At 40.3% G+C, this 14,359-nt stretch carries 6 protein-coding genes; all 6 read left to right on the top strand.

Annotation, left to right across the window (positions count from 1 at the left end; all coding sequences use genetic code 11):
- The first annotated feature begins 60 nt into the window (after positions 1-60).
- The 6 genes from JL001_RS19535 to JL001_RS19510 all read left to right on the top strand — a co-directional run bounded on the left by JL001_RS19535 (position 61) and on the right by JL001_RS19510 (position 14,345).
- A complete protein-coding gene (locus JL001_RS19535; RefSeq protein ID WP_200979204.1) occupies positions 61-4,191 on the top strand; it encodes a two-component regulator propeller domain-containing protein in 4,131 nt (1,376 codons plus the stop codon).
- A 301-nt stretch (positions 4,192-4,492) separates the two neighbouring features.
- The gene (locus JL001_RS19530) at positions 4,493-4,675 is read left to right on the top strand and encodes a hypothetical protein (protein ID WP_200979202.1); all 183 of its coding nucleotides are present in this window, start codon (positions 4,493-4,495) and stop codon (positions 4,673-4,675) included.
- An 88-nt stretch (positions 4,676-4,763) separates the two neighbouring features.
- The gene (locus JL001_RS19525; protein ID WP_200979201.1) at positions 4,764-7,922 is read left to right on the top strand and encodes a TonB-dependent receptor; all 3,159 of its coding nucleotides are present in this window, start codon (positions 4,764-4,766) and stop codon (positions 7,920-7,922) included.
- A 19-nt stretch (positions 7,923-7,941) separates the two neighbouring features.
- Positions 7,942-9,606, top strand: a complete 1,665-nt coding sequence (locus JL001_RS19520) for a RagB/SusD family nutrient uptake outer membrane protein (RefSeq protein ID WP_200979200.1) — start codon at positions 7,942-7,944, stop codon at positions 9,604-9,606.
- 35 nt (positions 9,607-9,641) lie between these two features.
- Positions 9,642-10,919, top strand: coding sequence for a glycan-binding surface protein (locus JL001_RS19515; RefSeq protein WP_200979199.1), 1,278 nt, complete (start codon positions 9,642-9,644; stop codon positions 10,917-10,919).
- 114 nt (positions 10,920-11,033) lie between these two features.
- Positions 11,034-14,345 (top strand): VCBS repeat-containing protein, encoded by a 3,312-nt coding sequence (locus JL001_RS19510; RefSeq protein WP_200979197.1) that lies wholly within the window; start codon positions 11,034-11,036, stop codon positions 14,343-14,345.
- The last annotated feature ends 14 nt before the right edge of the window (positions 14,346-14,359 follow it).

Raw genomic sequence — 14,359 nt, 5'->3', positions numbered from 1 at the left:
TTGCTTGACAGTAGAGATTACTTTATATTAGGTATTACCTGATACCCAAATGACCTTAAGATGATTCGCTTAACTGCTTCTTTTACTCTTTTGTTTGTACTCTGCAGCCTATTTGTCCTGAAGGGTTTTTCACAGACATCCAATTACCTGTTTGGATCTATTTCGGTGGACAATGGTCTTTCTAATAATAATGTCACGGATATTTATAAGGATGATATCGGATATGTTTGGATGGCAACCAATTCAGGATTGAATAGGTATGATGGTCGGAAGTTTAAAGTTTTTAAAAATGAGCCCAATGATACCACATCCATTTCCGAGAACAGCATCAGAAGGATCATGCCAGGCCCGGACAATCAATTGTGGTTGCTGAATCGAAACAATATTTTCGAAGTATATCTCCCCATGTCAGAGAGCTTTGAAAGTGACTTAAGTGTTTTTGCAAGTCAATACCAGTTGGCCAGTGAAAATGTCAATTTAGTTTATAGGGATAAAAATAGCAGGTTTTGGTTTGCCCATCCTAACCTTGGAGTTTCAGTATATGATCCTTCAGACGGCAAAACAACCTATTTAAACCACGAAGAAGGGGAGCCTTATTCCCTTAGTTTTAGTTATGTATCGGCTATTGGAAATAATTCAGAGGGTGATATCTGGTTGGTTTATGCCAATGGTGCAATAGATATTTTGAATGGAGAAACTTTCCAGGTTAAGCGGAAGATAGAGCTCTTTAACAATAAGAAGGCTTTCTTTGAGGATGATTTTGAAATTTTTATTGATAGTGACGATGATGTGTGGATCTACTTATATGAAAATGGGGAAGGTCTATTTTATTATGATCATGCCGCCAATAGGCTGCAACAAATCAATACCAGTTCAATCGCCTATCAGCTGAACAATAATCAGGTTCGCGGAATCATAGAAAACAAGCCTGGTGAAATTTGGGTAGGTACTGACCATGGTGGAATCAACATCATCAACAAGGAGAGCAAAACTATTTCTTACGTGCAACATGATGCTGAAAATCCACACAGCCTAGCTCACAATAGTGTATATGCCCTTTACAAAGATGATTCGGACGTAGTCTGGGTAGGGACCTTCAAAAACGGAATCAACATTTACAATGAGAAACTCATTCGTTTTCCACATGTGAAACATATGTTGACTGGCAACCATTCTCTGCCCTATAACGACATCAATTGTTTTGTGGAGGATGAAAAAGGTAATTTCTACCTAGGTACCAATGGAGGAGGTTTGGTTTTTTATAACAGACAGACAGAAAGGTATAAGGAGTTTAAACATGATAAGAATCATGCTAATAGTTTGCCAGGAAACATCATCGTGGATATGCTGATGGACCGTAATGGAGATTTATGGATAGGAACTTACTTGAATGGGCTAAGTAAATTTGATGGTAAGACTTTTACCAACTACCTTCCTGAGACAGGTAATTCACAAAGTTTATCCGGTGAAAGTGTATGGGAACTGTATGAAGATCATGATGGAAATATATGGGCTGGAACATTAAGAAGTGGTCTTAACCTTTACCTTCCTGATGAGGACGGTTTTGTTCATTTTGGTGAAAATGAGGAAAACTATACGATGCACTGTAATTATATCTCTTCATTGGTTGAGGATAATCAAGGGAATATGTGGATTGGAGGAGGGAACGGCATAGATGTGATCAATTTCAAAACAGGGTCAGCAAAGTATTACAATCAGGTTTTCAATGATTCCTCTTCTTTAGTAGGAAACAATGTTTTGGATATATTCATAGACAGTAAGGAAAAGGTTTGGATAGCGACGACCCAAGGCTTATGTGTCTTTCATCCTGAATCTGGAGGTTTTTCAAGCTTTAGAACTGCTGACGGGCTCCCTGCTGATCATATTTTTAACATTTTAGAAGACAATAATGGGCACCTCTGGTTAAGCACCACAAACGGATTAAGCCAAACTAAGGTCACTTGGGAAGGTGAAAAACCAAAACTTGAATTTAGAAATTTTGGTATTGGAGATGGCTTACAGGGGAATTCTTTCAACGAGAACTCGGCTATGAAAACCTCAAGGGGAGAACTCGTCTTTGGAGGGGCCAATGGCTTCAACATTTTTTATCCGGATAGAATGCAGTTGAATGAAGAAAGTCCGAAAGTGGTGTTTACTGATTTTCATCTTTTCAACTCAAGGATCCCGATTGGGCAGGAAGTTGACGGAAGGGTGTTATTGAAACAATCAATCAATGATACAGGTGAAATCATTTTAAAGCACCATGAGGATGTTTTTTCCATAGAATTTGCTGCGCTAAATTTCATTCATTCCGATAAGAACAAGTACAAGTACCTTTTGGAAGGGTTTGATAATGATTGGGTGGAAATTAATGATGGAGTGACCAAGGTTACTTATACCAACTTAGATCCTGGAAAGTATACTTTCAAGGTTAAAGCAGCCAATAATGATGGTGTTTGGAGCGATCATGCACAAGTGTTGAATATTGAGGTATTGGCTCCATTTTGGAAGACTCCACTGGCGTTTTTGCTTTATTTTATAGTTGTTTCAGCGATTGTTATCTTGATTCAGCGTGAAATTATTGCTAGAGAAAAGGACAAGCTGTTGATTGAGCAGGATAAAGTAGAAGCGAAGAGAATGCAGGAGTTGGATAAAATGAAGACCAAATTTTTTACCAATGTCAGTCATGAATTCCGAACTCCGCTTACTTTGATCTTGGCACCCATAGAAAAACTATTGAGTACTGACAAGTCCGGGCAAAATCGACACCACTATCAAACTATCCATCGCAATGCCAAACGTTTGATGAACCTGATCAACCAATTATTGGATATTAGAAAAATTGAAACCAATGGACTAGACTTTTCTCCTGTAGAAGGAGATGTGATCAATTTCTTGAAAGAAGCAGTGGAGTCTTTTGAGGACTTATCTGAAAAGAAGAATATTGGGTTAAGCTTTGAAAGTAATGTTTCCTCTTTGTTTACTTTTTTTGATGCAGATAAGTTGGAAAAGATCGTCTTCAACTTGTTGTCCAATGCATTCAAGTTTACATATAGAGAAGGCCAAATAAGTGTTTCAGCCCAATATGAAAAGGGAGAAAACTATGAAGGGATATTACATATTGCTGTTCGGGATACAGGCGTGGGGATGAGTAAGGAAGTACAGCAGCGCATATTTGACAGGTTTTATGTAGGAGAGGAAAATTCAGATAGTTTAAATCAAGGAAGTGGAATAGGCTTGTCCATTGTTCAGGAATTCACAAGAATGCATGGTGGTCAGGTACAGTTGGAAAGTGAGTTGGGTAAGGGAAGTAACTTTATCATCAGTTTGCCTCTTGAAGAACTGAGTCCTATAGAAGAACCCCTTATGGATCATGAAGAGGAGGAACAGCTCTCCGTTGAACTTACTGAAATGAAAACCATCCTTTTGGTGGAGGACAATGAGGACTTTTTGCTATACCTCAAATCATGTTTGTCCGAGGAGTATAAGGTAATTACTGCATTGAATGGTGAAGAAGGACTGGAAGTGGCCTTGGAGCATATTCCGGATTTGGTAATCAGTGATGTCATGATGCCAAAGATGAACGGGTTGGCTTTATGTCATACTTTGAAAAAAGATAGGAGGACTTCCCATATTCCAGTAATTCTTTTGACTGCAAAAACTTCTGAAGAACATCAGCTGGAAGGCCTCGATAGTGGAGCCAACCACTACGTGACCAAGCCCTTTAAGATTGAGTTGTTGCTTTTGAGAATTCGCAACCTTCTTGAGGAAAGAAGCCTGCTACAAGAGAGATTTAAGAAGAGGATAGGAGTCATTACCAGTGAGGAAAAGCTGGAATCCCTAGATGATATTTTGATCCAAAAAGCTGTAAGAGTGGTGGAGGATAATATAGATGACCCTGAGTTTTCAGTTGAATTTTTGAGCAAAGAGCTGGCCATGAGCCGTGTTCATCTATATAAAAAGCTGAGTTCACTTACCGGTAAGAAGCCTTTGGAATTTATCAGGATGATCAGACTGGAAAGAGCTACCCAATTGCTTGGAGAGAGTCAATTGAATGTAGCTGAAGTGGCCTATCGGGTAGGGTATAATAATGCCAAGTATTTCACGAAGCACTTCAAAGCGGAGTACAAAGTGTTGCCATCAGTATATGCTCAAAGAAAGGTAGAACTTGCGGAACAGGAGAAAGAGTGAGCTTAGTGAATTGATCCTGATTTGAAAGCCAAATAGATAACCATTATAGTTTTTTAAGCTATTTTGATGATTTTAATCTCAGTTTTAGGCAATCAGTTAAGGACTTGTTTTTAGGAGATGTTGCAATAAAAGTAGCTTTTTGAAATTTTAATATGTGGATTTTTTAAAATAACCTCTTTTAATTGCTGATTTTATAATGAATGGTGTGATTAACATTTGGACCCCTACAAGTAAACATTTTATTACCCTTGGTCTTTTTAATTAATCATACATTAGGTAAGATAATTAACCTAAACCCATTATGATTTATACGGAAAAACCTTTCTACAATAAGGCCAAAATCTTAGCCTTTGTATCTACACTGAACTATCTGATTCTTTTGTCATGCCATTCGGCCTATAAATGGGTGGAGAAAGGCTTCCATGAATTATTTGGAATGTCCGACCCAGTAATGGTTTTGGTAAAGAATATAAATACCTATTAACCTATTGTAGAGAGCTTTTCTGATCCAGAAGGATCGGAAAAGCTTCTTCATCAAATAATAAATAACCTAATCAATAAACCTAATAACTATGAAAAAATGCTTACTGCTAGGGCTCCTATTATTTATGGTAATAGGAATCACACATGCCCAAGTTACAGTAACCGGGAAGGTAAGTTCATCCTCTGAGGGTGAAGGAATCCCCGGTGTCAGCATACTGATCAAAGGAACAAGTACTGGAGTAACAACAGATTTGGAAGGGAATTTTAGTATTCCAGCTACTTCCGAAGATATTTTGGTATTCCGATCCCTTGGTTATCAGATGCAGGAAATTTTGGTAGGAAACCAAACCCAAATCAATGTAGTCCTCAAAGAAGATATTTCTTCTTTGGAGGAATTTGTGGTAGTGGGTTATGGTACCATGAAAAAGTCAGATATGACCAGTGCCCACGTTACGGTGAGTTCTGAAGACATAGAGCGAACAGTGAATACTACTGTAGAGCAAGCACTTCAGGGAAGAGCTGCTGGAGTATATGTTACCCAAAACACAGGTGCTCCTGGTGGAGGGATTTCTGTCAATATCAGAGGGATCAATTCTATAGGGGGAACCAATGAGCCGCTATATGTCATTGATGGCGTGCAAATTCAGCCTAATACCATTTCATATGGCAATACCTCCAGCACTAATCCTTTGGCTGGCTTGAATCCAAGTGATATTGAATCCATGGAGATACTTCAGGGTCCTTCAGCCACTGCTATTTACGGTTCCCGCGCAACGAACGGAGTAGTGCTTATCACAACTAAAAGGGGCAAAAGCGGAGATGTAAAAGTCAATTATACCTATCTCTACAGCTTACAGGATAAACCTGATGCGCTGCCTGTAATGAACCTTCAGCAATATGCCGAGATGGTCAATACAATAAGAGACCTGACTGGAGGAGACCCACCTGCGGCATTTTTGGACCCTTCTCTTTTGGGAGAGGGAACCAATTGGCAGGAGGAATTATTCAAGACAGCTGCTTTGAACAAGCATTCCCTTAGTCTCAACGGTGGGGCAGACAATACCCGATACTATCTTTCAGGAGAGTATTTTGATCAGGAAGGTGTGGCGATAGGCTCTGGATTTGAAAGGTATTCATTAAGGTTGAATTTGGATAACCAAGCTAGAAAGTGGTTAAAGATAGGGCTGAATTTAGCCTTGAATGAAACCAATGAACAGCTGGCAACAGGCAGTAGCGATATCATCAATAATGCCATTCAGATGGCGCCTAATATTCCCGTAACCAATCCTGATGGAAGTTGGGGTGGAGCAGACGCTGTAAACGGTAGTAGTCTGCAATTTACACCACCCAACCCAATTGCACTAGCTAGTTTACTGGATAGAAAACTGAAAAGAAGAGGAGCTTTGGGGGGATTGAACCTGGACATTGATATTATCGAAGGGCTGAAGTTTACCACTCAGATCAATGGAAACATTAGCTACCTAAATGGGCATTATTGGACGCCAACTTATATGTTAGGTTCTGTAAGAAACGATGTTAACTCTTTGACAAGTCGGGCTGAAAACAGTTTTTATTGGAACTGGGCGCAAACCTTAACTTACACCAAGCAGTTGGACAAGCATAATTTTACTGTAATGTTTACCCATGAAGCGCAAGAATCTAATTGGGAAGCGCTGGAAGGAGCCAGACAGAACTTTACCTCCAATGATCTTCCCGTGTTGGGTTTGGGTTCATCACAAGGAGCCACCAACACTGGAAACAAAAACCAATGGGCAATGGAGTCCTATCTGGGAAGAATCAACTATACCTACAATGACAGGTACATTGTTCTAGCCGCTTTGAGGGCTGATGGATCCGCTAATTTTGGGCCGGAAAACCGATGGGGTTATTTCCCTTCTGTGTCCGCGGCATGGAGAGTTTCTGAGGAGGACTTTATGAAAGGTTCAGAGCATATCGATGAACTTAAAATCAGGCTGGAAACGGGATTGACAGGTAATCAAGGTAGTGCCAATGCCATCTATGCACCATTGAGTTCGCCAAGTATTCCTACTCCTTGGGGTGGAGGTTTTTTGGTGACCAGGTATGGAAACCCAGAGTTAGCTTGGGAAGAGACTTTGACCTACAATGCTGGGTTTAACCTTAACTTATTCGATAACCGGGTTCAAATAGAAGGTGATGTTTATAAGAAAATTACCGATAACCTGCTCTTGCCTAACCCGCTTCCTTGGTACATGGGAACGGAAGGAGAAGGTAATATTGGTACACCGACCGTGAATATTGGTGCATTGGAAAATACAGGTTATGCCTTTACCATTAATACCATTAACATCGACAATCGATCAAGTACTTTCAGGTGGACCTCTAATTTTAACTTTTCAGGCTTCAAAACCCAAGTGACCAAGTTTTATTCAGAGTCAGCTTTTATTGACAGGACAGCTTGGTATATGAATGACTTCACCCAAAGGGCAGTGATAGGTTCAGCACCTTGGTTGTTTTATGGTTATAAGTATGATGGTATTTTCCAGTCAGTTGAAGAGATTGAGGGAAGCGCCATTCCAGCAGATAACAATGGCCAACGCTTACCCATCAATGAAGATAACATCTGGGTAGGAGATATCAAGTACCAGGATTTGAATGGGGATAATATTATAGATGAGCGGGATCAAACCTTTATTGGCAACCCTTGGCCCAAATTCACCTTTGGATCCACACAGACTTTTGATTACAAAGGCTTCAAGTTGGATATCTTACTGACAGGGGCTTTGGGAGTGGATGTTTATAATTATGCCAGATTCAATAATACCAACCCTAATAATATCAACTTAGGAAGGAATTTGCTTCAGGAAACTTTTGATTATGCCAAGGTGGAATTGGATGATAATGGAAATCCTTTCTTAAGCAATCCAGATACCAATATTCCAAGGATCACTGCAACTGACCCCAATGGCAATGGTAATAGGATTAGTGATCGCTTTGTAGAAGACGGCTCTTATCTACGTATCAAGAATGTACAGTTGAGCTATGAGTTTCCTACAGAAATCTTGGGCAACCAGAATGTTTTGCGAGGAGCACGCTTGTCCTTTGGGGTTCAAAACTTGGCGACCTTTACCAGTTACAAGGGCTTTGATCCGGAAGTGGGAGCTTATGTAGGAAACAACGTGGAGGCAGCGAATCAGCTGATAGGGGTGGATTATGGTAGGTATCCTTCCACCAGGCTGTACACCTTTAGTCTTGGTATCGACTTCTAAAATTTAAAAGAGAAAGATTATGAAAAAATATATCAAATATAGCAAGGTGCTTTTGGGGGCTGCAGGTCTAATGGTGCTGCTTTGGGGCTGTGGAGATGAGTTTTTGGATCGACCTCCTTTGGATGCGATAGTGGACGCGAACTTCTATCAGAATGATGAACAGGTGTTGGCCGGTACTGCTCCATTGTACAATATCGTCTGGTTTTCCTATAACGATAAAGCATCACATGGTATTGGAGATGCTCGTGGAGGAATCCTCACTACCGGTTCTTATCAATTAGAAAATGTACGGTTTAATACCACAGGGGAAACACCTGAAAATGGAGCATCATGGAGGGCTTTCTATAATGTGGTGGGACAATCCAATACTTTGATCAATAATATCAGAACTTTCAGTGGAGAAAATGTAACTGATCGCATTAGAAATCATGGAATTGCAGAGGGAAGGTTCATGCGTGGTCTAGCCTATGCTTACCTGGTTCAAAACTGGGGTCCTGTACCAATTATCACCAATAATACCACATTGCTTCAGGACACCACCATCGCGCGAAATACTGTAGAGTCTGTTTGGGAATTTATTATCAAAGATTTCCGCTTTGCAGTTGAAAATCTTCCTGAAACTTCTGTGCAGGAAGGTAGGCTCAATAAATGGAGTGCTGAAGGGATGCTGGCCAAGATGTATTTGACCCGCGCTGGGGTTTCTGGAAGTAGGGCTCAAAATGATTTGGATAGTGCTGCTTACTTTGCCAAAAGGGTTATTGACAACAGCGGAGCTGAGTTGATGGATAATTATGAAGATCTCTTCAAGACAGCCAATAACAACAATGCTGAAACTTTGGCCGCCCTGCAATGGACTTACAATGCTCCGAACCTTAATGCTTGGGGAGCACAAAACTCAGTACAGGCTTTCTTGGCCTTTGGTTCTGAAATAACCGGCTTTGGAGATGGCTGGGGAGGAGATATAGGAGGATCGAAATGGATGCTTGAATTGTACGATGATTGGGTATTTGATGAAAGAAGAAAAGCTACATTTATGTTTCCTGGAGATCATTACAATTATATCACTCAGGTGCCTGCTGGTGGTTCTGCCCAAGAATTGCGCGTACCTTCACCCAATGACGATGGAGGAAGAAGTTATGGAAATCGTGCTTGGGTGAAGAAATATGTGGTGGGAAGACCCGAGGATAACGATGGCAAGGTGATTCAACAGGGAACAGAAATCAATACTTATATCTTAAGATTGTCAGATGTTTATTTGGTTTATGCGGAGGCGATTTTGGATAGTAATCCAGGTGAAGCCTTGACCTACTATAATATGGTCAGGGAGAGAGCCGGTGTGCCGACCAAAACATCAGTTACTTGGGAAGATATCTTTTTCGAGAGAATTGTAGAGTTTGCGATGGAAGGGCAGGCATGGTATGAGTTCACTCGTTTACACTATTATAATCCACAGCTTGCCTACCAAATGTTAAGTGGACAAGACAGAGGGACTTTCAGGATATACCCTGACCAAATCCCGGATCCTAATATGTGGGAAATCGAAATTCCAGATAGTGATACCTCTCCAAGGTTCTTTGATGTCAATGGAAGTAATTTCAACTTACCGATTCCATCTGTAGAACTTTCAAAGGCACCAAACCTGAGAAAACCACCGGTTCCATATGATTTCAGTGGACAAGAGTAACGGTAAACCTAAATTAAGCTTTAAAGATGCAGATCATGAATAATAATAAGACAATAATCAATCAGTGGGGCCAATATTGGTCTTTGCTGGTGATGCTGGGCATGGTGCTTTGCTTTTCCTGTACGGATGACGAAGATGCAGTTACTGGGATGCCCATGATTGAACGGATAAGAAACACAGACCCAAGTACAGCAGATAGCTCATTTGTAAATGCGACATTGGGAAGTACTTTGGCCATTTTGGGACAAAACTTGGGTACTACACAGGAAGTCTACCTCAATGACTATCCTTTGGGTGTCAACCCTGCTTATGTTACCAATAGCAATGTGATTGTAACAGTAAACGATAGTGTTCCCACTGTCGCTACTGATCCAAATGTGCCGAATACTTTAAGACTAGTTACTAAAGGAGGAGAGACATCGATACAGTTTCAGACTTTACCTCCGGCACCACAAATCCTGCGGGTTTCCAATCAATATGTGAAGCCAGGTGATGAACTGACCCTTGTTGGGAGGTACTTCTATTTTGTGGATACGGTATATTTCCCAGGTGAAGATGTATTTGTTACAGAAGGTTTTTCTACCAATAGTACTGGAACCACTCTTAAGGTAACTGTTCCTGATGGTGTGGATTACAGTGATGGGTCAAGTGTTTCTATGGTCACCCAAAGTGGAGGCTCTGCTGTGAATCGAAATACCCAAATTTATGATGGAAATGGAATGGTAGCAGATTTTGATACCAACGGAGCTCTAGAATGGCCATGGGGATGGGGTTGGGGGATTTCAGGTAATATGATTGTGCCTTCAATCAATGGAGTAATGGGTATTGAAGGAAATTTTGGAGCCATTGAGCAAGAACTTCCAGCCAATTGGGGTTGGAACAATGACAAGGTGATCAACTTTGCCAATTGGGGTGGTGAGCAGATTTTTCCTACAAGTCCAGAAGATAAATACAACCCTAGCGCGCCTATTGGAAACTTTGATATCAGGCTGGAAATGGCGGTGAATACCACATCTTCTCTGGAAGGAATCAATATGGATTTGTGGTATCCTGACAGTCAGGGTAATGAACTGCAGGTGAGTGTTCCTTTAGTAAATTTTATCACCACTACTGATGGAACTTGGTATACCATTTCGGTAAACGCCAGTCAATTGACGAGTGGGAATATACGATTGGGCACCTATGGAGATATGTTGGCTGGTGGGGCTGATGGTGTGAAACAATTGAGAATTGTCATCCAAAACACTACCGGTTCTGATGTGCCTGTGGTTATGGGAGTGGACAATGTCAGAATAGTAAGAGCAGCGCAATAAGGTCTTAATTCCTTGCGGTTTTTGTTATGTTGAAATTCTCGAAGCGGTATTTACCGCTTCGAGTTTTAATTTTTATATTAACTGGTTTTCAGATTATAATTAAATGCTCCATTAATGTTAAAGCGTTTTATTAAGGGTATTCTTGTTCTTTCGATCTTGACTGGTCTCGCCAGGTGCAAAGAAAAGGAAGAGGAAAAGGTTGATGAAAAATTGTTTCATCTATTGACTCTAGAACAAAGTGGAATAGCTTTTAGCAATGATTTGAGAGAAACTGAAACAGCCAATATATTTCATTACCAATATTTTTATAATGGAGGGGGAGTTGCAGTGGGAGATTTAAACAATGATGGCCTGGAGGATATTTATTTTTCTGGCAATATGGTCAATAACAAACTGTATCTTAATAGAGGCAACTTGAAGTTTCAGGACATTACCTTGGCGGCCAATGTGGCTGGCAGGCCTAGATCATGGACTACAGGAGTTTCCATGGTTGACATTAATGCAGATGGTTGGTTGGATATCTATGTTTGTTATAGTGGAGACTTACCAGAAGAAAATAGAAAAAATCAACTTTTTATCAATCAGGGAGCGGATAAGCAAGGAATCCCTTTTTTTAAAGAAGAAGCCGAAACCTATGGTTTAGCAGAAAGTGCTTATAGTACTTCCGCGGCTTTCTTTGATTTTGATGGTGATCTTGACCTCGATGCAGTTTTGCTCAATCATAACCCCAAACTATTTAGGAATTTAGATGAAATTTCCTTTAACCATCTTTTAAATCAAAGTGAGCCTCTTTTTAGTACCAAGCTAATGGAAAACCAAGAAGGTAAGTTTGTGGATGTTTCTAAGGAAATGGGTTGGGATACTTCGCCATTGTCCTACGGGTTAGGGCTGAGTATAGCTGATTTTAATAATGATGACAAGCCAGATATTTTTGTGGGAAATGATTATTCTGCTCCTGATTACCTCTATATTCAAACGGAAGGAAAAGGGTTTCAGAACAGGCTAAAAGAAAGCTTTGGCCATACCTCACTTTACTCCATGGGAAGCGACGCTGCAGACATCAATAACGACGGTTGGGTTGACTTGATCAGCTTGGACATGCTTCCTGAGAGCAATGAAAGGCAAAAGCTGCTTTTTTCTCCTGATAATTACGAACATTTCAACCTCTTCCTGAAAGTTGGGCTTCACTACCAATATATGCGCAATATGCTGCAGCTGAATAATGGTGACGGTACATTCAGTGAAATCGGTCAATTGGCCGGTGTGTCCAATACAGACTGGAGTTGGGCGCCTTTATGGGCTGATTTTGATCAGGATGGCTGGAAGGACCTGTTTGTCAGCAATGGCTTTGTCAGAGATTTTACCAACCTGGATTTTATAAAGTACCGAAGTTCTTTTTTTGAAGGAGGAGAGCTTTCCAAGTCTGGTGTTTTGGATCTGATCAAGGAAATGCCTTCCTCTGAGGTGGACAATTACATCTTCAGAAATAATCAGGACCTGACTTTCAAGAAAAGTGGCCAATCATGGGGCCTTGACCATCATTCCAATTCAAACGGAGCAGCTTATACAGATTTGGACAACGATGGGGATTTGGACTTGGTCATCAATAATGTCAATCAAGTGGCCTTTGTTTATGAGAATCTTCGGAATGAGTTCCCTGAACATCATTGGCTACAGGTAGAGCTTAAAGGTGGAGAGGTAAACCTCAATGGAATTGGATCAAAAGTATATTTGTACCAAAGTGGGACACAACAAATGCTGGAGCAGATGCCTTTTAGAGGGTATCAATCCAGTGTAAGTCCTGTTTTGACTTTTGGACTTTTATCATCAGAAATAGACTCTGTGAAAGTAGTTTGGCCTAGTAGTAAAGTTCAAGTATTGATCTCCCTCAAGTCCAACCAAAGAGTGGTTATTTTGGAGGATAAAGCTGAGTCATTTTCCAGAGTGAAGCAAATCAATGATCAAGAGTGGGTAAAATCGGATACAGAATTTAATCACCTTCATCGAGATAAGCTTTTTAATGATTTTAAGCGACAGCCACTTCTTCCATATCCATTGAGTAATACTGGGCCAGTTATGGCCAAGGCAGATGTAAACAATGATAAAGTGGATGATGTGTATATAGGCAGTGGGCTGGGACAACCCGGCTATATCTATTTTGGTAGCAAGAATGGGGGATATAATAAAGGAAGCTCAATGGAATTCTCAGAGATGGTTTCAGCGGTACAAACCAATGCTGCTTTTTGTGATATAGATAATGATGGTGATCAGGATTTATTTATAAGAAATGGAGGGTACCATGATTTCCTTGCTGATGATAAACGTCTCAAAGACCAATTGTATATAAATGATGGAAAAGGAGGTTTCATTAATAATTCAAATGCTGTTCCTGAGCTGTATGAAAATGGAAAAGCAGCGGTGTTTATAGATGTCAATGAAGATGGTTTCCAGGATATATTTTTAGGTGGTGGGGCTATTCCAGGCAGGTTTCCGGAATTTTATCCCAGTCGTATTTTGATCAATGACGGTAAAGAGAGTTTTTCGGATCAAACCGATAAGATTGGTTTGGAGATAAGAGAGTTGGGCTTGGTGAGCGATGCTGTTGCTTATGATATCAATCGAGATGGAAAGGAAGAATTGATAGTCCTTGGTGAATGGATGGCAATTAAGGTTTTAGGCACAGAAGAAGGAAAAATGGTTGATTTGTCATCCCTCTATTTTGATAGGGATTACAAAGGGATTTGGAATACTTTGGAGGTGGGAGATTTTGATGGAGATGGAAAACCAGAATTATTAGCAGGGAATTGGGGGCTAAACAGTCAATTAAAGGTTTCTGAGGCTGAGCCAGCAGAATTGATTTATAAGGATTTTGATGGTAATGGTGCAGTGGACCCTATACTCTCGCTTTATTTTGAAGGGAAAATGTTTCCTTATGTAAGTAGGGACGAACTATTGGAGCAAATCAGTAACAAAAGAACCTCATATGAAAGTTATGCCAGTTATGCTCAGGCTAAGGTGGAAGATATTTTTTCATCAAGTGAATTGTCAGGAGCCAAAAAAATGGAAGTCAATACGCTGGAAACCATGCTATTTGAATTAGAAGAAGGGAAATTCATTCCCCAAAATCTTCCCGTAGAGGTGCAGTTTGCACCAATATTTAGTATAAGCCTAATTCCTTCCACTGAAAGTGACAAAAAAGAAATTTGGCTTGGAGGAAACCTTCATCAGTCGAGAATTAAGATAGGGAATATTGATGCCAATTATGGACTTATTATTAGACAGGATGAAACAGGATCGTATCGCAGTAGAAGTCTTAAGCTGACAGGATTTCAAATCAAAGGAGATGTAAGAAGTAGCCTATGGATAGGGGAAGAATTGTGGGTGGGGCAATTTAATCGTGAAGTGAGTCGCTATAAAAGAAAATAGCAAAATTAAGGCCT

Origin of the sequence: Echinicola sp. 20G (assembly GCF_015533855.1) — a bacterium.
In the GTDB taxonomy this organism is placed as follows: Bacteria; Bacteroidota; Bacteroidia; order Cytophagales; family Cyclobacteriaceae; genus Echinicola.
This window is presented reverse-complemented; position numbering and strand designations above follow the sequence as displayed.

Bases quoted from the DNA above. Each gene is read 5' to 3' on its own strand.
- JL001_RS19515 (WP_200979199.1), top strand. From the start codon at position 9,642: ATGAATAATAATAAGACAATAATCAATCAGTGGGGCCAATATTGGTCT.
- JL001_RS19520 (WP_200979200.1), top strand. From the start codon at position 7,942: ATGAAAAAATATATCAAATATAGCAAGGTGCTTTTGGGGGCTGCAGGT.
- JL001_RS19510 (WP_200979197.1), top strand. From the start codon at position 11,034: ATGTTAAAGCGTTTTATTAAGGGTATTCTTGTTCTTTCGATCTTGACT.
- JL001_RS19525 (WP_200979201.1), top strand. From the start codon at position 4,764: ATGAAAAAATGCTTACTGCTAGGGCTCCTATTATTTATGGTAATAGGA.
- JL001_RS19530 (WP_200979202.1), top strand. From the start codon at position 4,493: ATGATTTATACGGAAAAACCTTTCTACAATAAGGCCAAAATCTTAGCC.
- JL001_RS19535 (WP_200979204.1), top strand. From the start codon at position 61: ATGATTCGCTTAACTGCTTCTTTTACTCTTTTGTTTGTACTCTGCAGC.